Genomic DNA, 18,072 nt, shown 5'->3' on the forward strand with positions numbered 1-18,072 from the left:
ATGGAAATTCTCATGTCGGTCATCATCGGATTTTTATTTATGGCAGCCGTCTACCTGATCCTCTCCCGGAGCCTCATCAGGGTCGTGATCGGGACGGGGCTGCTGAGCCACGGCGCCCACCTTCTCATCCTGACGATGGGCGGTTTCTCAGGGTCCGCTCCTCCCGTACTGGCGGACGGCGTGACGGATTTTGTCGATCCGCTGCCGCAGGCTCTGATCCTGACTGCGATCGTCATCAGTTTCGGGGTGACAGCCGTGTTTCTGGTTATGGCCTATCGTGCCTATCAGGAACTTGAGACGGACAATATGACTCTACTGAAAGGAAATGACGAACATGATTAACCTCCTGTTATTTCCGGTCCTGATCCCGTTCCTGACAGCCATGATTCTTATGTTCTTCCCAAAACGCGTGTCCGCACAGCGTGCGGTGACGGCCGTAGGGATGATTGCATCAGTGATCGCATCGATCTTTCTCCTGATTACGGTCATGCGGGACGGTGTCCAGGCCGTGACGCTCGGCAGCTGGCCTGCCCCGTTTGGCATTACGATGGTATCTGACCCACTCTCCGCGGCTCTTGTCCTGACTTCGAACCTGATCACTCTGGCGATCGTGTTCTACAGCTTCAGGTCCATCGGTGAAGGGCGAGAAAAACATTTTTACTACCCGGCGATGATGTTCATGCTCACCGGTGTGAACGGGGCTTTCACGACGGGTGATATCTTCAACCTGTTCGTCTTTTTCGAAGTCCTGCTCATGGCGTCCTATGTCCTGATTGTCCTGGGGGGCGAAAAGCGCCAGCTCCGGGAATCGATCAAATACATACTCGTCAACATCGTCTCATCCGCTTTCTTCGTGACGACGGTCGCAATGCTGTACTCCGTCACCGGAACACTCAACATGGCGGACATCGCCGCGAAAATCACTGATATCGGACAATCGGGCATCCTGACGGTCATCGCCGTCATGCTGATCCTGGTCTTCGGACTGAAGGGCGCGATTTTCCCGCTGTACTTCTGGCTGCCAAGTTCCTATGCAGCCCCGCCGGTACCGGTGCTAGCTCTTTTTGGAGCGCTCCTGACCAAAGTCGGTGTCTATGCCATCATGCGGACCGTGACTCTTCTGTTCCCGCATGATCCGGGCTTCACCCATGAGATGCTCATGATCCTGTCGATCCTCACCATTGTGGCTGGATGTATCGGTGCACTTGCGTACTTTGACCTGAAACAGATTGTCATCTACAACATTATCATCGCTGTCGGTGTCATCCTGTTCGGTGTCGCCCAAATGAACATGGCGGGGCTGGAAGGCGCGGTCTTCTATCTCATCCACGACATGTTCATCAAAGCCGGGCTGTTCATGCTGATCGGAGTGATCATCGCCGTCACCGGAACATCCAATCTCAGGGAAATGGGCGGGCTGATGAAAACCTACCCTGCGCTGGCCTGGACCTGGCTGATCGCCGCTTTTGGGCTGGCAGGGATTCCTCCGCTCAGCGGCTTCTTCGGAAAGCTACTGATTGTTCAGGGCGCATTTGAGGCGGACAACCTCTGGGGCGGAATCATCATACTCGCCTCAAGTCTGATCGTCCTGCTGTCGGTCATCCGGATCTTCATCCATGCATTCTGGGGCGAACCGAAGCCGGTCAAAGCAACGAGCAAACAGATCTACCGCGGACTGTTCGTCCCTGCCGCTATGATCACTGCTCTGACTGTCTTCTATGGCGTCGGAACGGAATGGCTGCGCCCGGTCATGTTCGATGCCGCGGAAATCCTCCACCAGCCATCGATCTACATCGATGCGGTGTTAAAGGAGTAGATGGATCATGGCCTTTCAAATTTTACTGAATTTCATCCTGGCATTTACATGGATGTTCATCCTTAACTCGTTTGAAGCATCGACCTTCATCATCGGCTGGCTGCTGGGCCTTCTGCTGATCATGATGATGCGGAGGTTCTTTACGGGACCTCTTTATATACGGAGAGTGTGGGCGATTATCAAGCTGGCCCTGCTGTTCCTAAAAGAACTCTGGCTGGCGAACATCCAGGTGTTTATGCTCGTCATCAAGCCGAAGCTAGATATCCAGCCCGCCATTTTCAGATACCCGACCAAGCTGTCCAGTGATTGGGAAATCACCCTTCTATCCGCACTGATCACGCTTACCCCGGGAACGGTGGTCATGAATGTATCCGAAGATAAAAAGATGCTATATGTGCACGCCATCCACATCGATGACGTCGAGGAAGCCGTCACAGACATCCGGGATTCGTTTGAAAAAGCCATTATGGAGGTGAGCAGACCTTGATGATTCTATTCTGGGCGTCTCTAGTGCTGATCGTTATTTCCATGGCGATGTTCTTGTATCGGCTGATCAAAGGCCCCACAGCCCCGGACCGGGTCATCGCATTGGATGCCATGGGGGTCACACTCATCTCAGTAGTCGGCCTGCTGTCGATCCTGGTCGGGACGAACTTCTATCTGGAAGTGATCCTGCTTCTCGCCATCCTGTCGTTTCTCGGCACTGTCGCCTTCTCCAAGTTCATAGAGAAAGGGGAGGTTTTCGACCGTGGAGATTCTGATTAATATACTGATTGCTGTTCCATTGGTGGTGGGAGTCGTATTTACGCTGGTGACGGCAATCGGTCTCAACCGTTTTCCCGACCCCTATACACGAGCGCATGCCGCTTCGAAAAGCTCGACAGTCGGTGTGCTCGGCATCCTGATTTCTGTCTTCCTCCATTTCTGGCTGATCGAAGATCACTTTAATCCCAGGATTTTGCTCGGGATCCTCTTCCTATTCATCACCGCACCTGTAGGGGCACATATGATGGGCCGGGCAGCCTATTTCTCAGGCGTTAAGCCAAGTGAACTGACCGTAAAAGACGAGCTCGGAGAAGACCTCCGGCGTTTCGAAGGAAAATAAAAAAGCTTCTGCGGATGTAGTTCCGCAGAAGCTTTTTCTGTTTGTTACCAGTAATACGGCCGGTACGGGTACCCGTACGGATAGTAATAAGGATAAGAGTAAGGGTAGGAATAAGGATAATACGGATAGCGGCGCCCTCCGTAGAACAGGACGTCACCGAGCAGACTGCCGGCAAACCCGCCAAGGAACGGACCGAAGAACAAATCGTCTCCTCCTCTCCGGTAAGGATAGCGTCGGTAGCGAGGCATTTGCCTTCCCCCTTTCTCCGCTATCCTATGCCGGAAGCCCGGCCGGGCCTGGGCGTTATTCTCCTGCTTCTTCCGCCATCAGATCAACAAGCGTGGCAAGAGTGCGGACCATGACGCCCGTTCCGCCTTTTGGTCCGAGTTCGTGCGCGGACGACGCTCCGGACGTTCCCGCGATATCCAAGTGAATCCACGGGGTGTCTTCTGCGAACTCTCCGACAAATCCTCCACCAAAAATCATGTGGCCGTCGCTTCCCGGTGAGTTGTTGAGATCGGCCACATCACTTTTGCGAATCCGTTTTTTGTCGCTTTCCGTCAGCGGCAGCCTCCAGACAAACTCGCCGGTCTCGGATGCGGCTTCCAGGAACGTCTCAAAGAATCCTTCATTATTGGTGAGAGCGCCCGTTTTGTCATACCCTAGAGCGGTGATGACGCCTCCTGTGAGCGTCGCGACGTCCACCAGGTAATCCGCTCCCGACTGCTTGGCATAAGTGACGGCATCAGCCAGGACAAGGCGACCCTCGGCATCAGTGTTCAGCACTTCAATCGTCTTGCCGCTGAGTGAGGTGATGACGTCATCCGGCTTGAACGCACTGCCGGAAATCATATTATCCGTCGAAGCGATCACAGCGACCACGTTCTTTTTCGGACGAAGTTCACCGATGATGCGCATGGCACCCAGCACGGCAGCCGCTCCGCCCATATCGCCTTTCATGCCGACGATGCCGGTTTTTGTTTTGATCGAATAGCCGCCAGTGTCGAACGTGATCCCTTTGCCGACGAGGCCGACCACGTCTTCCCACTTTTCTGTTCCTGTGTATTTTATGACAATCAGGCGCGGTTCTTCAACAGAGCCTTGATTCACTGCCAGGATGGCGCCCATGCCGAGCTCTTCCATCTCGGAGCGGCCGAGCACCTCGATGGTGAAGCCGTACTGCTCTGCCAGGCGCACAGCGTAATCAGCCATTGCAGTTGCCGTAAGGATGTTGCCAGGCGTGTTTACAAGGTCCCTTGCCTCATTGACGGCGTCTGCATAGACCCGTCCGACACCGAATGCGGGCTTGATTACCCCTTCTTCCGCATCAGTCAGAATTGTTACTTCACGCAGTTCCACCTGCTTCTCATTGGAGCCGGTCTTATAATCTTCAAATGCGTAAGTACCGAGCCCAAGCCCTTCTGCAGCCGCAAAAGCGATGTCCGCATCCTCGAAGTCTCCCAAAGTAAAAGAAGACGTCCAGATGGCTGCGGTTTCCGCTTTTATCTTGCGGAGCTCCTTGCCTGCACCGGCAAACACTTTTCTGAGATCGTCCGCATTCAGCGTTTTGTCGTTACCGAGCCCGGCGAAAAGGACACGAGTGAATCCTGAATCAGGCATGGCCGGCACTCGGCTGTATTCATGACGCCCGAATGCGACATCGCCGGAGCGGATCCATCCTGTCAGAACCCCTCCGAACAAAGCATCCAGCTGATCCCAGCCTTCCACATGTTCGGGATGTTTCGGCACGCCCACAATCAGGACATCTGCCGTGATGCCCTCCAGGCTGTTTTTCTGCACGTTGACTTCCATCTTAATCCCTCCATCCAGCTTTCGTTCCTATTATACCGGAATGCCGAAGGCCAGGTCAGCTGGCCCGGGGAATGTGTTATAATTTTATTTATCTTCTGTCCGAAAGGTTGTGCCGCTGATGGCCATTTTGCATAATGCTCCGCTCTGGGTGGCGATATTCAGCATCTTCTTCGCCCAGTTCGTTAAGATTCCGATCCACTACCTGGCCACACGGCAAGTGGATTGGAAACTTTCCACTTCCACGGGCGGCATGCCAAGTTCCCATTCCGCCGCAGTCTCTTCGTTGGCAACGGCCATCGGGTTCGAGCACGGCTTTGATTCTTCCATCTTTGCGGTCGCTGCCGTGTTTGCCATCATTGTGATGTTCGATGCATCAGGAGTCCGCTTCCAGGCCGGACAGCAGGCAGTCGTCATCAATCAGATGCGGACGGATTTCAGGAACTTCATCCAGACAACCAGGGATTGGCCGCAGAAGGACGAACAGCAGAAAATCGAGGAATTGAAAACCCTGCTCGGACACAAACCGAGTGAAGTGTACGCCGGTGCACTAACCGGCATTCTCTTATCCAGCCTTCTGTATGCATTCATTCTCTGATTGGCCAGCCAAACAAAAAGCGTCCCGCTTGAAAGCGGAACGCTTTTTGTTTTTGTCAGAACATCCTGTAGCCCATTCTCCGGAGAATGATCATGGCGATTCCCGCGATGATGGCGCCGACAAGACCGCCGATCAAAATGACGATATCAGCTGCATGAAGGGAGACGAGTTTGTCTCCAAGGCTGCTGAACGCCATGCCCGGACTGGTGATGTAATCCAACACCCGCACCTCATCCACGATCAGGATGACGACGATCGGGTAGATGATTGCCATCAGCCATGTCATGCGCAGCAGCATATTCAGAAGAAAGCCGATCCCGAAGAACATGACCATGAACAGCAGGAACGACAGCATAACTTCTACAATGGATAATGATCCGTCCAATTCGCTAACCTCCGATTTCCCTCCATCAGTTTACCGGAACGGGGTTCCGCTTTCAACAGGCCGGTTCCCGTTCACCAATCTGTCAGAAATCAGGATTGCTGTTGCCTTTGCGGAAGAAGAATTTGTAGCTGGTGTATCCGAAGATATCTCCCGGCCATGCCCCAGGGACTTCCGGCAATCCGCCGTCAATGGCTTCTCCTGCAATTTCGTGGATCAGAAGCGATGAATCGGGGGACGCCGCCAGCTCGCCGGGCGTCATCCATCCGGCTTCAATAATTTCCCGTTCCTGAGGGATGACCGGTTGCGTTTCCGAAACCGGCCGGAGCAGAAACAGCGCCATGTTGTCGCTCACTTCCCCTTTGAGCACACCGGTCCGGAAACCGGCCATGCCGGTAAGTTTGGTACGGATACCGGTTTCTTCCTCCACCTCGCGGATGGCCGCTTCATCGGCCCGCTCCCCGGGCTCGACGAAACCGGCAGGGAATGACCATTTTCCCTTCAGACCGCCATACGCCTTTTTCACGACCAGCCATTCCCCGTTTCCGTTCATGACGATACCCGCCGCACCGAGCCAGACTTTCCCCCGTTCTTTCCCCATACATTTTTCCTCCTGTCATCCCGGCCGTTTTTAGGGTGGCCGATTGAAAAAATCTCCCCGAACAGATCCGTGAACATTCCGGATCCGTATCGGGGAGTTTTCTTTACGCAACAAAACGGGCGGCCCGTCCAAGAGAAGGACCGCCGCCCTGGCACTCATCAAAGAACGTCGAATTTACCTTTCTTGATGACGAGTGATGGTCCGCCGATCAGATAGAGCGCACGGTTGTCGATCATCTTCTTAAGGAAGCTGGCTTTTTTGCCTGTTACCAGCTTGCCGTCGAATACGTTGCCGATTGCATCGTCTTCACCGAGCGAGCACACTGTACCTTTCAAGTCTGGAACGAATTTCTTCGTTTTGCCGCCCTTGGCAAGGCTGATTATATTTTCCGCAACCTGAACGCCCTGCTGCATGGCGATTTGAGCTGTCGGCGGGTAAGGACGTCCCGCTTCCTCATTCATGAGGAAAGCGCAGTCGCCTACGATGAAGACATCGTCATAACCCGGTGCCCGCATGTCCTCCCGTACGGCCACACGGGCACGTTTGCTATCGATCGATGTTTCCTCGATCAGGCGGTTGCCGCGGACTCCTGCAGCCCAGACAACCGTGCCGGCTTTAATGAATTCAAACTTGTCTTCGCCGGTCTTGATTTTGACGCCTTCAGGAGTCGCTTCCACGACTGGTGTGCCGATGGAGAATTCGATTCCTTTTGATTTCAGGTAAGAAGTTGCATAGTCCACGAGTTGCGGGTCAAAGCCCGGAAGGACCATTGGCGCGGCTTCCACGCAGATGACGCGGACTTTTTCCCGTGGCACGTCGAACTCTTCGCAAAGCTCGGGCACACGATTACCGAGTTCACCCAGGAACTCGATGCCTGTGAAACCTGCACCGCCAACGATGATCGTCAGGCGGGAATCGTCTTTTTCATCTTCCAGCGACCATGTCGCGAATTGATACTCGATATGCTCGCGGATATGACGCGCGGCATTGACATCCGCGATGCTGAGCGCGTACTTGTCCAGGCCTTCGATTCCGAAGGTTTCGCCTTCAAAGCCGAGTGCGATGACAAGATAGTCATACTTGAGTTCGCCTGCATCGGTTCCGACTTTTTTATTGTCGACATCGATGGATTCGACCGTCGCCTTGATGAATTTCACCTTGTTTTCGTTGATGACGCGCTTGATATCGTAGCGTACATCTTCCGGCTTAAGGGTTCCGGCAGCCGCTTCGTGAAGCCAGGTCGATTCGTAGTGGTAATCATTTTTGTTCACGAGGACGATGTCCATGTCATCTGTGCCGATCTTCTTTTGGAGGTTGACGACTGTTGACAGCCCGCCGTATCCGCCTCCGAGCACCAGAACTGTAGGTCTCTTCACTTCAATTCCAACCACCTTTATGAAATATGTCTATACATGCAGGACGGCCACAACGCCGTGATTGTCACGGCATTGCGCCGTAATCGACAAAATCCTTCAACTCTTAGTTTAGTCCTTTGTATAGGGTAATTCAAGAGCAGGTTGGCAAATAAAAAAGACCGGAAATCCGGTCTCTTAATCAGCATTTATCTGGCGTGCCAACTGTCTTCGCCGTCCTGAACGATGTGCCGCAGCCGCAGGACGCGATGGCGTTCGGGTTGGTGATGGTGAAGCCGCCGCCCATGAGGGACTGCTTGTAATCAATTGTCGTGCCGTTCAGGATGCCCGCATCCTCTTTGGAGACGACAATCGGGATTCCGTGCAGCTCGAGGAATTCATCCTCCTCATTACGCTCTCTCGTGAAGTTGAGGCCGTAGGTCAGTCCGCTGCATCCGCCGCCGTTGACCCCGACACGAAGGTAAGAACCTTCCTCTTCATTGTTGACCATCATTTCCTTTACCTGATAGGCCGCAGCTTCCGTCAGTTCCACCACTTGTGTCATCTTTCCTCACTCCTTTTCTTCCATCTTACCGGTTATTGCCCGCCGGTTCAAATGCGGGCCTACTTATTGAAAAGGATCCGCCATGGCGGATCCTTGGGATCAAAAGACCTGTTCGACTTCGACGACGCCCGGCACTTCTTCGACGAGCGCGCGCTCGATACCGGCTTTGAGCGTAATTGTCGAACTTGGGCAGGTTCCGCACGCACCAAGCAGGCGGAGTTTCACGATGCCGTCCTCGACGTCAACGAGTTCGCAGTCGCCTCCATCGCGGAGAAGGAACGGACGCAGTTTATCCAGGACTTCTTGTACACTATCCATCATCGCTGTTTCTGTCACTTCAATTCGACTCCTTTCACTGATTTCATTATAATGTGTTCAAGACAGAAAATCCATAAAGGAAACCGGGGGGATATTAATTGAACGAAAAAGGGATCAATATCGAAGTATACGGTGCCGATGTCATCTGTGCAAGCTGCGTGAACGCACCTTCTTCAAAAGATACCTATGAATGGCTGGAAGCTGCCATTTCGAGGAAGTATCCGGGGCAGCCGTTCCGGATTGATTATATCGATATCGAACAGCCGATCGAGGATCCTGTACGTGCCGACATTGCTGCAAGGATCAAGGATGATGAGTTTTTCTATCCGCTTGTCATGATTGGCGGAGAAGTGGTCGGCGAGGGCTATATCCAATTGAAGCCGGTGTTCAGAGAACTTGAAAAACATGGGTTTACGGTGGAAGCTTGAGAGTCCCCGAGAATAATGATCAATAGACTGCAGACAAAGTGGGCGTGGTGCTCCTTTGTCTGCACTTTTTGTCTCTATTAATGATTCTTTTGTGCGAGTTTTATAATCGGATTGTAGCGGAGGGCCCAAGACTCCCGCGGGAAAAGAGTTAGCGGAAGACCCCGCAGAGCAATGCCGTTCAACGCTTGCGCTTCTGAGCACAGCAGCGGAAATCAGGAGGATTCAGATAGAAGAGACTTCTCCTGCATAATCCTTCTTTTTTCAATTCAAAAATCGGAACCGCGATTCCGCGATTCCGATGAAACAATCAACCATTATGCCACTTGTACATCCAGAGAATACCGGATTTGAGAAGCCGGGCGATGCGGCCGGTGACGGTGCGGTCAGCGAGGAAGGCGAAGCCTTTTTTCTTGCCGAGGGAACCGACGATACCCTGAAGCTTGATTTCCGGCATGTTCTCCGGCAGGGTTTCACCGTTCCATCGCATTTTCAGCACTTTGACGATCTGCTCGCCTTGCTCTTCGGCCAAATAGGCGCTCGGCGCGTGAGGGAGTGCCGCACAGTCGCCGACGACATAGACGTTTTCATAATCGGGGATGTTATGGTGCGGTGTGAGGACGACACGGCCACCTCCTGCTTTCTCGACATCCAGATTACGTACGATTTCGACCGGACGGATACCTGCAGTCCAGACGACTGCATCTGCCGGAATTGAATTTTCGTGGTTATAAAGCAGATGGGGCTCTACCTTTGTAATGTTGGAATTGCTGATGACTTCAACGTTGTTGTCATCAAACCAGCGCTGTACGTAATTGCTGAGTCGTTCCGGGAAGTCGCGGAGAATCCGGGGGCTGCGGTCGAACAGCTTGATATTCAGGTCCGGTCTGCTTTCCCGGAGTTCACTTGCGATCTCGATGCCGCTCAGGCCGGCGCCGACAATGGCTACTGTCGCCCCGCCGGGCAACCCGAGGACTTCACGGTATGTATCACGGGACTTGCCGATTGTCTGGATACTGTGTGTATTTTCTGCGGCCCCCGGCACATCATGATAGTTATCGTCGCATCCTAGCCCGATGACGAGGTCGTCATACTGGATGCTGTCGCCGTTGTCGAGATAGACACACTTTTCATCCATGTTGATGTCCACGACTTCTGCCGTGACCGTGCGCAGGCGTTGGTGTTCAGGGAAGTCGACACGGACTTCCGCGTCCGGCACCGTCCCTGCCGCCAGCGCGTAAAATTCGGTCTTCAAACTGTGAAACGGCGTCCGGTCGATCAGGATGATTTCCCGGTCCTCGGGAAGTTGATTGGGCAGGAAGCGGAGCAGAATTCTCATGTTTCCATAGCCGCCGCCTAACAGGACTAGTTTCTTCATGGTAATCTCCTTTATGAAAGTTACGTATTCATTCTCAGTTCTTGCTTTCCATCGTCATTATATCTGAATGTGAGAGGTTTCACAATAAGCCGTTTAATTGACGGGCCCGTGAAAAAGGAGTACGATTTCCCGGTAGGAGAGGTGAATGTCAGTGAATCCGATTGTAGAATTCTGCATGAGCAACATGGCCTGCGGTTCACAGAAAACATTCGAGGAACTCGAACAGGATCCGAATCTCGATGTCCTCGAATACGGCTGCCTCAGCTTCTGCTCGCAATGTGCCGAATCGCTTTATGCGGTCGTCAACGGCGAGATCGTCGAAGGCGAGACACCGGATGAACTCAAGGAAAACATCTACCGTTTTATAGAAGAGAACCCGCTGTTTTAATGCAGTCCCACATAGATAAAAGCGCCATGCCTGACGGCATGGCGCTTTTTAGTTATCCTCCCAGTCGTCCAGCGTGCTCAGGCTATAGGTCGGCTGCTCCCCGTAATTCACGAGATCCGCCACCCTTGTGACGCCTGTATCCACATGAACGGTATCAATGCCGAAGCGGATACCCGCCATGATGTCGGTTTCATAGTTGTCCCCGACTATGACCATCTCTTCCTTTGAAAGCCCGTGCCTTTCGGCAAGTGTCACCAGCATCGGTACAGCCGGCTTGCCGATATAAAACGGACTGACTCCGGTCGCAAGCTCGATAAGACCGGCAAAAGCGCCGTTTCCGGGTACCAGGCCCCGTTCGGTCGGATAGGCCTTATCGCTATTTGTGGCCACAAAAGTTGCTCCTCCGGAAACTGCGAGCGATGCATCGGCAAGCTTCCTGTAGTTGATTTCACGGTCGATGCCGACCACAACGGCATCGGGAGCTTCCCGAACAATCTGATGGCCTGCCGATTCCAATGCCGTCCGGAGACCTTCTTCCCCGATCATGCAGACCGAAAGCGTGCCGTGATTTTTCAGCAGATGGTCAGCTGTTGCAACCGATGAGGTCATGACTTCCTCAGGCGCGGCAGTGATGCCCATCCGCGCCAGTTTCTCGGACTGCCGTTCGGGCGTAAGTGCGGAGTTGTTGGTCACAAAAAATATGCCGCACCCTTTCTCCCTAAGCTTCCGGATAAAGCGGACCGTTTCCGGGATCGGTTCTTCTCCTCGGTAAACCGTACCATCCAAATCAAAGCACCAGGCACGGTACTCCCTCATTTATTGTCCTCCGGAAGAAACGCGGAAACCGGGCCAAGTTCCTCAGCCAGGTAGCGGCGCGTGCTGTCCGGGAAGCGCCGGAGAGCTGGCATTGTTACGTTGAGGACACGCTCTGTCTCAGCTGCGTCGACATTCATAAATTCACGGACAACCATTTTCCTCAGGCCGATCAGCTCTTTTATGGGTGCCTCCATATCTGCTTCAATCACTTTTTCATCAAGCAGAATATCGATGATGTCTTCATAGCTTCCGGGATCCCGCATGATGAACCCGTCAATGAGCGTGTTGCCGATATCGATCACTGATTCGATGAGATTATGCGCGATGCGTTCCAACGCAAGCTTTCCCGCATGGCTTCCAGACCAATCGGAGCGGCTGTCGTATACTTCAAAAAGATGCTCCATATGTGATGCGGTCTTCTCCACTTTATTTCGGTCGATGAAATACATGCTGATTCCTCCTGTCAATTCAAGACGACGAAAACCCGCAACGGCTTATTCTCCGTTTTGCGGGTCTTCCTGTTCAATCTCTGGACGGCCATCCTGTTTTTTCGGGTTGCCTTTTGCCTTCGGAGCTTTCTTAAGGACAAAGTAGGCACAGCCGAAGTTGCAGTGCTCGTACAGATAGTCCTCAAGCGTGCTGATTTTTGTAGCGATAGTCGCTTTCGGATTGCGATCATCGAAGAATCCGCGAAGACGGAGCTGGCCATAGCCCCAGTCACCGACAATGTAGTCGTACTTAGTAAGGATTTCACTATAGCGTGACTCCAGCGCTTCTTCCTGCAGAGCGTTCCGATAGTCCTCGACCACTTCGTACTCCGTATTTTCAATCTTGATCATGTTCGTTCCTTCTTTCAGGATTGGACGGCAAGTTCACTTTCGCCGCGGCGTTGCCGTTCGCGGGCGGCCGCATTGACCTGCTCATCCGCGTGGTAGCTGCTGCGTACAAGAGGACCGGCTTCACAGTGGGAGAAGCCTTTGGACATCGCAATTTCCCTAAGCTCACCGAACTCCTGCGGGGTGTAGTATTTCTGCACGGCGATATGCTTTTTCGTAGGCTGCAGATACTGGCCGATCGTCATGATGTCCACATTGTTCGCACGGAGGTCGTCCATCGTCTCGATAATTTCTTCCCAAGTCTCGCCCAAGCCGACCATCAGGGAGGATTTCGTCGGAATCTCCGGCTGCATCTCCTTGGCCCTGCGCAGGAACTCAAGGGAACGGTCGTACGTCGCCCGTGCTCGGACGCGCTTCGTCATGCGGCGGACCGTCTCGATGTTATGGTTGAGGATATCCGGCTTGGCGTCCATCAGTGTCTTCAGGCTGTCATAGTCACCTGCAAGGTCGGAAGGCAGCACTTCAACTGTCGTAAACGGGTTTTTGCGGCGGATCGCGCGAATGGTTTCGGCCATGACGCCTGCTCCCCCGTCACGCTGATCATCGCGTGCCACCATCGTGATCACGGCGTGCTTGAGGTTCATCAGCGCGACGGAATCTGCAACGCGTTCCGGCTCGGCCAGGTCAAGTTCATTCGGCAAGCCGGTCTTGACTGCACAAAAGCGGCAGGCCCTCGTGCAAACGGCACCAAGAATCATGAAGGTGGCTGTCCTGCGCTCACCCCAGCACTCATGAATGTTCGGACAGCGCGCCTCTTCACAGACGGTATGCAGCCCTTTTTCGCGCATCATCTTTTTAAGGTCGACATAGTTCTCATTGGTATTCAGCTTGATTTTCAGCCAATCCGGCTTTCGGATGTGCTCGTTTCCCGGCTTGCATGATGTCATCGCCATCGGCTCCATTCTCTCTGTATTGAAAATGCTCACTGTTTTCAATGTAACACAATGGACAAGCCGGGACAACAGCCATTGCAAGTTGACGGCGGCGGAGGCACGAAAAAAGCGCCCCGTGCAGGGACGCTTCCATTTTATCGTTTTTTGGCTTTGGAGACTGCGTTCGCAATACTTGCCGCGAGGCCGCCCCAGATGATCAGAATGCCAAGTATCATCATGAAGATCGCCGATCCGCTCATGGAACTTCCCCCTTATGATTAGTCTCTGTCATATGGCTCAAGTGCATGTCTGTTCCACTTGATCAGGGTGAACAGGACGCCGAGTACAAGTGCTGCGATGGCCACCGACCATCCCGCTCCCATGATGAAGGCATCCGAATACCCCTCGTAGTTGCCGGTTTCCGTTTCGAAGCGCTTGCCGAGGTTCGTCCGGAACAGATCGAACATCATGTAGCCGAGCACGAGCGGTGTGATGACTTTCAGAGAAAACTTCCACCAGCCTCCAATCTGGATGTCGGACATCGGGTTGGCGTGTTCCTTGAATGTATCGAGCTTCCGGAAGATCCATGCGACCGCAATGACTTCGACCAGTCCGATGAAGGCAACGCCGAATTGGTTGATGAAGTAGTCGGCAGCATCAAGGAAGTAAAGTCCTCCTCGGGTCGAGAACAGCAGGGAGATCAGCGAGGCAAGGCCTGCTCCGAAGAGGACTGCTTTATTCCGCGAAATCCCCAGTTTCTCGGAAAGACCCGCTACATACGTCTCACAAATTGAGATGAGTGATGTGAGCCCTGCCAGGACAAGCGACAGGAAGAACAGGACACCGAACAGGGCATTCATGCCTGGGAACTCGTTGATGATCTGCGGGAACACCGCAAAGGCAAGCCCAACTCCTGCCGTGGCCACTTCGTCGACGGCCACGTTGTTTTGCACAGCCATAAAACCGAGTGCGGCAAAGACGCCGATCCCGGCAAGCAGCTCAAAGCCGGAGTTTGCAAAGCCGGTAATGAAGGCGTTGTTCGTAATATCCGATTTCTTCGGGAGGTAGCTTGAATACGTGATCATGATCGCGAATGCGATGGATAAACTGAAGAAGATATGGCCGTAGGCCGCCACCCAGACAGTGCCATTTGCCAGCTGGCTGAGATCCGGCTTAAAGAATGCCTCCAGCCCGGTCAATGCGCCAGGAAGTGTGACCGCCCGGATGACGATCAACAGGAACACGATGACAAGTGCCGGGATGAAGATCCGGTTCGCCAGTTCGATCCCCTTTTTGACGCCTGCAAACAGGATGCCGAATACAATGATCCACACAAGGATGTGCGGAATGAGGACACCCGGCACAAACCCGCCGACCTGTCCCGGTGTGTCCGCCAGGTTCAGAACGTCTCCGAACAGGAAGCCGGTGGTATCATCTCCCCACTGAAGGTTAAATGAATAGACCGTGTACTTCATCGCCCATGCGATGATGACCGAATAATAGGTGGAGATGACAAAGGCGACAAATACTCCCCACCATCCGAGCCATTCGGCTTTTTTCCCTTCCATCCGGAAGAATGAGAGTGGTGCTGAACCGCGATACTTCTGCCCGATTGTAAACTCCATGATCAGTATCGGGATTCCGGCCGTCAGAAGCGCAAATAAGTAAGGAATGAAAAATGCCCCGCCGCCATTTTCATAGGCGACGTAAGGAAAACGCCAGATGTTCCCCAGGCCTACCGCGGACCCCACCGCGGCCAGAATAAAGCCGGCCCTCGTCCCCCATTGTGAACGCTGTCCCATATTGATCCCCCTTGATGTTTCTTCCCGTCCATCCCCCTGCATTTTAAACAAACGGAAAGATTTATTGTTTTCAGAATTCTTTAATTCTATTGTAAGTATAACGACCCTGAAATATGAAGTCAAAGTCTTTTTTCTTTTTCGACAAGTTTCATTGACATAACAAAAGACAGGGGGGAACCCCTGTCTTTTGTCTTAGTTCCCTGTATGTTCATGAACGGCGGGCGTGGCTGCGCGTCCTTTCATCATCCAGAAGGTAATGACGGCCGCCAGCAGGAGCGCTACGGTCACAAGGCCCAGCGCAAGTGAATCGGTAAGACCCAGGACCACATAACCGACTGCTGCGATGGCGGCACTTACCAAAGCATACGGCAACTGGGTGGCGACGTGGTCGATATGGTTGGAACCCGCTCCGGTCGACGACATGATCGTCGAATCGGAGATTGGCGAGCAGTGGTCGCCGAACACGGCGCCTCCAAGCACCGCTGCAAGCGATGCAATCAGCATCTCAGGCGCGGCATTCAGCATGACTTCTCCTGCAATCGGGAGAAGGATGCCGAACGATCCCCAGGATGTCCCTGTGGAAAAGGCCATGATTCCTGCCAGAACAAACATGAGCGCCGGCAGGAGTTCCGCAGGAATATTTGCACGTTCTACGACACCGGAAAGGAAAGCGCCTGTTTCAAGTTCTCCGATCAGATACGTAAGTGCCCATGCGAGAATTAGGATGGATACAGCCGGCATCATTGCCTTTATACCGCTTATAAATGCGGGTGCAATAAACTCCGATTTCCGGAATTCCCCTTTCCCCGGTTGGGTCAAGAAGAGGATCAGCGCCACGGCAACACCGGAGAGGCCTCCCGAGAGAAGAGCCAGCGGCACATCGGTCATCTCGAAGATGGTCCAGATGTCCGCACGGCCATATTCCGACATGCTTCCCCGGTAGCCCGACAGCATCATTCCGCCGAATGTCACCGCAACGAGTGTGACAATAGGAAGAATGAGGTCAATGACACGTCCGTTGTTGTGGACAGGGAACTCTTCCTTGAGCTCTCCCGGCACTTCCTTGTTCGGATCAAACAGTTCTCCTTCTTCCACCGCCCGGCGCTCATGCTTGCGCATTTCGCCGAAGTCGAAGTTGGTGAGTGCAGCGAAAAAGACGAATACCAGTGTGGCAAACACATAAAAGTTCATCGGGATCATGAGCAGGAATGCCTCGAGTGCAGAATACGAAACAACGGATGCGCCTGCAAGAATCGTTCCGATCACACCAATCAGGTAAGCGCCCCAGCTTGAGATCGGGGCGATTGCACAGACCGGGGCAGATGTCGAGTCGATGAAATATGCAAGCTTTGCCCTTGATATCCTGTGGCTGTCGGTGACAGGACGCGCAATCTGTCCGACGGCCAGCGCATTAAAGTAATCATCCACGAAAATCAGGATACCGAGGAAAACGGGGAGCAGCCTTGCACCCCGGCGTGTCCGGATACGCTTTGTCGCCCATTCGGCAAATGCCCTGCTTCCCCCGGAAAGGCTCACAAATGCTGTAAGCACGCCGAGCAAGATGACAAACAATGTAATAAAGATGTTATACGTGTTCAGACCGCCATCCCAGAAGGTGATCGTCAGTGCTGTCCAAAATGCCTTGAGGGATTCCAGCGGGCTGAACGAAGCCACGATCAATGCACCAGCGATGATCCCTGTGCCGAGCGAAAGAAGCACACGTTTCGTAATCAGCACCATGACGATGGCGATCAGCGGGGGCAAGATTGAGAAAATAGTACCTGACATGATTTCATTCCTCCATTTTCTGAAGGGGTAAAAGCCTTTGCGCAAAAGCAAAAACGGCCGGCACCCTGCGCTGTTTGCGCAAAGGGAAGCCGGCCGTCACTACGTTCGTCAGTTGAAATGAAACATCACAACGTACGATCTGTAGCTCTCCATACGGATCTTTCCGCATGACAGTGCCATCCCTGTTCGGAATGGCCCCAGCGGACCTTCACTGACTGCTCCGGTCCACTTCGGCAATGCTTCCTTTTACGCACGGTCATCGTTGTCAAACTCACGTGTGCTACTCATAAGCGATTGCGGCCTCTACCCAATCGAATCTATTTATATCTTGACACCGATCATATCAGATGGAACCGAAGTTTGCAATGGCAACTTAATCTTCCGGTAGAGGAATCGGCACTTCAATTGATGGCGGATCCACATTTTCACCTTTGTTGAAGATATGCGGCACCTGTCCCTGCACAAGCCCGATGGCAATCGGAATCCGCTGCTCGACTCTCGACTTCTTGGACGCAAACGGCACGATAATTTGGACATTTACCTGGATGATCGCATCCACTTGAACAAGGGCATTGTTGATGCCGAACTCACGGATTTCTGTTTTCGGATTGGCATGCACGTCACCGATTACATGGAACCGGATCGGAATCTTCGGCCCAAGATTCCCCAAAATCGGCATGCCAATTGCCTGCCCGAGAGGTACGAAGAACACAATCCCATCCCTGTCCTTCATCGTCTCCACATCATACTCGATGTTCTCGAGCTTCGGCAAAGTGTTCAGTTCTCCCGCTTCTGCCATTTCCAGATGATCCGATACAAGTCCGTGGGTTTCCGCAATGAACCGGTTGATGATTTCCGTATTCAATTTTGCCGTTACCACTTCTGATTGTTCGGACGGAACATATTCAATAATATCGTTGATGTCGAGCACATTGGCAGTCCGGGCATCAATCGCCTTCGCAATCACCTCTGAGGCGATTTTTTGGGTCTGCACTTCCGCATAATCAGTAAGCGCCGGCCCAAGCCGGGCATTGATGGCATAAAACAACACCGCCATCAGGATGATTCCGGCCGGGAGGAGAAGCGGCAGGAGCCTTCTCTTTCCCGCTCCGGGTCGCAGCCTCCTCCTGCGCGCATATGGAAATTTCAATAAATAATCCC

The 18,072-nt window shown here is 53.2% G+C and carries 24 protein-coding genes and 1 riboswitch; of the genes, 8 read left to right on the top strand and 16 right to left on the bottom strand.

Going from position 1 to position 18,072, the window contains the following annotated elements:
• The 5 genes from KHA84_RS14070 to mnhG are packed head-to-tail and all read left to right on the top strand — an operon-like array spanning position 1 to position 2,921.
• Complete coding sequence (locus KHA84_RS14070; RefSeq protein WP_213424204.1) at positions 1 to 342, top strand: Na(+)/H(+) antiporter subunit C; 342 nt, start codon at positions 1 to 3, stop codon at positions 340 to 342.
• Positions 335 to 1,816, top strand: coding sequence for a Na+/H+ antiporter subunit D (locus KHA84_RS14075; protein ID WP_213424152.1), 1,482 nt, complete (start codon positions 335 to 337; stop codon positions 1,814 to 1,816). The genes KHA84_RS14070 and KHA84_RS14075 overlap by 8 nt, the downstream gene beginning before the upstream one ends.
• 7 nt (positions 1,817 to 1,823) lie before the next feature.
• A complete protein-coding gene (locus KHA84_RS14080) occupies positions 1,824 to 2,303 on the top strand; it encodes a Na+/H+ antiporter subunit E (RefSeq protein WP_213424153.1) in 480 nt (159 codons plus the stop codon).
• Complete coding sequence (locus KHA84_RS14085) at positions 2,303 to 2,581, top strand: Na(+)/H(+) antiporter subunit F1 (protein ID WP_081607195.1); 279 nt, start codon at positions 2,303 to 2,305, stop codon at positions 2,579 to 2,581. The genes KHA84_RS14080 and KHA84_RS14085 overlap by 1 nt, the downstream gene beginning before the upstream one ends.
• On the top strand, positions 2,565 to 2,921 hold the full coding sequence (mnhG, locus tag KHA84_RS14090; RefSeq protein ID WP_213424154.1) for a monovalent cation/H(+) antiporter subunit G: 357 nt from the start codon (positions 2,565 to 2,567) through the stop codon (positions 2,919 to 2,921). The genes KHA84_RS14085 and mnhG overlap by 17 nt, the downstream gene beginning before the upstream one ends.
• A gap of 44 nt (positions 2,922 to 2,965) precedes the next feature.
• Here mnhG and KHA84_RS14095 read toward each other — a convergent pair whose 3' ends face one another.
• Both KHA84_RS14095 and KHA84_RS14100 read right to left on the bottom strand, forming a co-directional pair.
• On the bottom strand, positions 2,966 to 3,169 hold the full coding sequence (locus KHA84_RS14095; protein ID WP_213424155.1) for a hypothetical protein: 204 nt from the start codon (positions 3,167 to 3,169) through the stop codon (positions 2,966 to 2,968).
• A 55-nt stretch (positions 3,170 to 3,224) separates the two neighbouring features.
• Positions 3,225 to 4,733, bottom strand: coding sequence for a leucyl aminopeptidase (locus KHA84_RS14100; RefSeq protein ID WP_213424156.1), 1,509 nt, complete (start codon positions 4,731 to 4,733; stop codon positions 3,225 to 3,227).
• Positions 4,734 to 4,851: 118 nt separating this feature from the next.
• On the opposite strand from KHA84_RS14100, the gene KHA84_RS14105 reads away from it, so the two are divergent.
• Positions 4,852 to 5,328: a divergent PAP2 family protein gene (locus KHA84_RS14105; RefSeq protein WP_213424157.1), complete on the top strand. Its 477-nt coding sequence runs from the start codon at positions 4,852 to 4,854 to the stop codon at positions 5,326 to 5,328.
• A 55-nt stretch (positions 5,329 to 5,383) separates the two neighbouring features.
• Here KHA84_RS14105 and KHA84_RS14110 read toward each other — a convergent pair whose 3' ends face one another.
• From KHA84_RS14110 to KHA84_RS14130, 5 genes are all read right to left on the bottom strand, one after another.
• Complete coding sequence (locus tag KHA84_RS14110) at positions 5,384 to 5,713, bottom strand: YuiB family protein (RefSeq protein ID WP_213424158.1); 330 nt, start codon at positions 5,711 to 5,713, stop codon at positions 5,384 to 5,386.
• Positions 5,714 to 5,795: 82 nt separating this feature from the next.
• Entirely contained in the window at positions 5,796 to 6,311 is a 516-nt protein-coding gene (locus KHA84_RS14115) for an NUDIX domain-containing protein (protein ID WP_213424159.1), read from the bottom strand.
• A 158-nt stretch (positions 6,312 to 6,469) separates the two neighbouring features.
• Positions 6,470 to 7,687, bottom strand: coding sequence for an NAD(P)/FAD-dependent oxidoreductase (locus KHA84_RS14120; protein ID WP_213424160.1), 1,218 nt, complete (start codon positions 7,685 to 7,687; stop codon positions 6,470 to 6,472).
• Positions 7,688 to 7,865: 178 nt separating this feature from the next.
• Positions 7,866 to 8,228, bottom strand: coding sequence for a HesB/IscA family protein (locus KHA84_RS14125; protein ID WP_213424161.1), 363 nt, complete (start codon positions 8,226 to 8,228; stop codon positions 7,866 to 7,868).
• Between the two features lie 99 nt (positions 8,229 to 8,327).
• Complete coding sequence (locus KHA84_RS14130; RefSeq protein WP_231877323.1) at positions 8,328 to 8,549, bottom strand: NifU family protein; 222 nt, start codon at positions 8,547 to 8,549, stop codon at positions 8,328 to 8,330.
• A gap of 95 nt (positions 8,550 to 8,644) precedes the next feature.
• Between KHA84_RS14130 and KHA84_RS14135 the strand changes: the two genes are divergently transcribed.
• Entirely contained in the window at positions 8,645 to 8,974 is a 330-nt protein-coding gene (locus KHA84_RS14135; RefSeq protein ID WP_213424162.1) for a YuzD family protein, read from the top strand.
• 307 nt (positions 8,975 to 9,281) lie between these two features.
• Here the strand turns inward: KHA84_RS14135 and KHA84_RS14140 are convergent, their stop codons facing one another.
• Entirely contained in the window at positions 9,282 to 10,349 is a 1,068-nt protein-coding gene (locus KHA84_RS14140) for an NAD(P)/FAD-dependent oxidoreductase (protein WP_213424163.1), read from the bottom strand.
• A gap of 145 nt (positions 10,350 to 10,494) precedes the next feature.
• Here KHA84_RS14140 and KHA84_RS14145 point away from each other — a divergent pair, with 145 nt between their 5' ends.
• Positions 10,495 to 10,737, top strand: coding sequence for a YuzB family protein (locus KHA84_RS14145; protein WP_213424164.1), 243 nt, complete (start codon positions 10,495 to 10,497; stop codon positions 10,735 to 10,737).
• A gap of 48 nt (positions 10,738 to 10,785) precedes the next feature.
• Here KHA84_RS14145 and KHA84_RS14150 read toward each other — a convergent pair whose 3' ends face one another.
• The 8 genes from KHA84_RS14150 to yunB all read right to left on the bottom strand — a co-directional run bounded on the left by KHA84_RS14150 (position 10,786) and on the right by yunB (position 18,061).
• Entirely contained in the window at positions 10,786 to 11,553 is a 768-nt protein-coding gene (locus KHA84_RS14150) for a TIGR01457 family HAD-type hydrolase (RefSeq protein WP_213424165.1), read from the bottom strand.
• Positions 11,550 to 12,002 (bottom strand): DUF86 domain-containing protein, encoded by a 453-nt coding sequence (locus tag KHA84_RS14155; RefSeq protein WP_213424166.1) that lies wholly within the window; start codon positions 12,000 to 12,002, stop codon positions 11,550 to 11,552. Before KHA84_RS14155 ends, KHA84_RS14150 begins: the two co-directional genes overlap by 4 nt.
• A 45-nt stretch (positions 12,003 to 12,047) precedes the next feature.
• On the bottom strand, positions 12,048 to 12,392 hold the full coding sequence (locus tag KHA84_RS14160) for a YutD family protein (protein ID WP_213424167.1): 345 nt from the start codon (positions 12,390 to 12,392) through the stop codon (positions 12,048 to 12,050).
• Positions 12,393 to 12,406: 14 nt separating this feature from the next.
• A complete protein-coding gene (gene lipA, locus KHA84_RS14165; protein ID WP_213424205.1) occupies positions 12,407 to 13,336 on the bottom strand; it encodes a lipoyl synthase in 930 nt (309 codons plus the stop codon).
• 140 nt (positions 13,337 to 13,476) lie between these two features.
• Entirely contained in the window at positions 13,477 to 13,581 is a 105-nt protein-coding gene (locus KHA84_RS14170; protein WP_213424168.1) for a methionine/alanine import family NSS transporter small subunit, read from the bottom strand.
• Between the two features lie 18 nt (positions 13,582 to 13,599).
• Positions 13,600 to 15,123, bottom strand: coding sequence for a sodium-dependent transporter (locus tag KHA84_RS14175; protein WP_213424169.1), 1,524 nt, complete (start codon positions 15,121 to 15,123; stop codon positions 13,600 to 13,602).
• 192 nt (positions 15,124 to 15,315) lie between these two features.
• Entirely contained in the window at positions 15,316 to 16,911 is a 1,596-nt protein-coding gene (locus KHA84_RS14180; RefSeq protein WP_213424170.1) for a Na+/H+ antiporter NhaC family protein, read from the bottom strand.
• Positions 16,912 to 17,045: 134 nt separating this feature from the next.
• Positions 17,046 to 17,225: riboswitch (Lysine riboswitch) on the bottom strand.
• Positions 17,226 to 17,284: 59 nt separating this feature from the next.
• A complete protein-coding gene (yunB, locus tag KHA84_RS14185) occupies positions 17,285 to 18,061 on the bottom strand; it encodes a sporulation protein YunB (RefSeq protein WP_236823303.1) in 777 nt (258 codons plus the stop codon).
• Between the last annotated feature and the right edge of the window lie 11 nt (positions 18,062 to 18,072).

It is taken from the genome of Bhargavaea massiliensis, from assembly GCF_018390575.1.
Lineage (GTDB): Bacteria > Bacillota > Bacilli > Bacillales_A > Planococcaceae > Bhargavaea > Bhargavaea massiliensis.

What these genes read in the sequence shown, in the direction of transcription:
- KHA84_RS14070 (WP_213424204.1), top strand. Translation starts at nt 1, where the DNA reads ATGGAAATTCTCATGTCGGTCATCATCGGATTTTTATTTATGGCAGCC.
- KHA84_RS14075 (WP_213424152.1), top strand. Translation starts at nt 335, where the DNA reads ATGATTAACCTCCTGTTATTTCCGGTCCTGATCCCGTTCCTGACAGCC.
- KHA84_RS14080 (WP_213424153.1), top strand. Translation starts at nt 1,824, where the DNA reads ATGGCCTTTCAAATTTTACTGAATTTCATCCTGGCATTTACATGGATG.
- KHA84_RS14085 (WP_081607195.1), top strand. Translation starts at nt 2,303, where the DNA reads ATGATTCTATTCTGGGCGTCTCTAGTGCTGATCGTTATTTCCATGGCG.
- KHA84_RS14095 (WP_213424155.1), bottom strand. Translation starts at nt 3,169, where the DNA reads ATGCCTCGCTACCGACGCTATCCTTACCGGAGAGGAGGAGACGATTTG.
- KHA84_RS14100 (WP_213424156.1), bottom strand. Translation starts at nt 4,733, where the DNA reads ATGGAAGTCAACGTGCAGAAAAACAGCCTGGAGGGCATCACGGCAGAT.
- KHA84_RS14105 (WP_213424157.1), top strand. Translation starts at nt 4,852, where the DNA reads ATGGCCATTTTGCATAATGCTCCGCTCTGGGTGGCGATATTCAGCATC.
- KHA84_RS14115 (WP_213424159.1), bottom strand. Translation starts at nt 6,311, where the DNA reads ATGGGGAAAGAACGGGGGAAAGTCTGGCTCGGTGCGGCGGGTATCGTC.
- KHA84_RS14125 (WP_213424161.1), bottom strand. Translation starts at nt 8,228, where the DNA reads ATGACACAAGTGGTGGAACTGACGGAAGCTGCGGCCTATCAGGTAAAG.
- KHA84_RS14130 (WP_231877323.1), bottom strand. Translation starts at nt 8,549, where the DNA reads ATGATGGATAGTGTACAAGAAGTCCTGGATAAACTGCGTCCGTTCCTT.
- KHA84_RS14140 (WP_213424163.1), bottom strand. Translation starts at nt 10,349, where the DNA reads ATGAAGAAACTAGTCCTGTTAGGCGGCGGCTATGGAAACATGAGAATT.
- KHA84_RS14145 (WP_213424164.1), top strand. Translation starts at nt 10,495, where the DNA reads ATGTCAGTGAATCCGATTGTAGAATTCTGCATGAGCAACATGGCCTGC.
- KHA84_RS14150 (WP_213424165.1), bottom strand. Translation starts at nt 11,553, where the DNA reads ATGAGGGAGTACCGTGCCTGGTGCTTTGATTTGGATGGTACGGTTTAC.
- KHA84_RS14155 (WP_213424166.1), bottom strand. Translation starts at nt 12,002, where the DNA reads ATGTATTTCATCGACCGAAATAAAGTGGAGAAGACCGCATCACATATG.
- KHA84_RS14160 (WP_213424167.1), bottom strand. Translation starts at nt 12,392, where the DNA reads ATGATCAAGATTGAAAATACGGAGTACGAAGTGGTCGAGGACTATCGG.
- lipA (WP_213424205.1), bottom strand. Translation starts at nt 13,336, where the DNA reads ATGACATCATGCAAGCCGGGAAACGAGCACATCCGAAAGCCGGATTGG.
- KHA84_RS14170 (WP_213424168.1), bottom strand. Translation starts at nt 13,581, where the DNA reads ATGAGCGGATCGGCGATCTTCATGATGATACTTGGCATTCTGATCATC.
- KHA84_RS14175 (WP_213424169.1), bottom strand. Translation starts at nt 15,123, where the DNA reads ATGGGACAGCGTTCACAATGGGGGACGAGGGCCGGCTTTATTCTGGCC.
- KHA84_RS14180 (WP_213424170.1), bottom strand. Translation starts at nt 16,911, where the DNA reads ATGTCAGGTACTATTTTCTCAATCTTGCCCCCGCTGATCGCCATCGTC.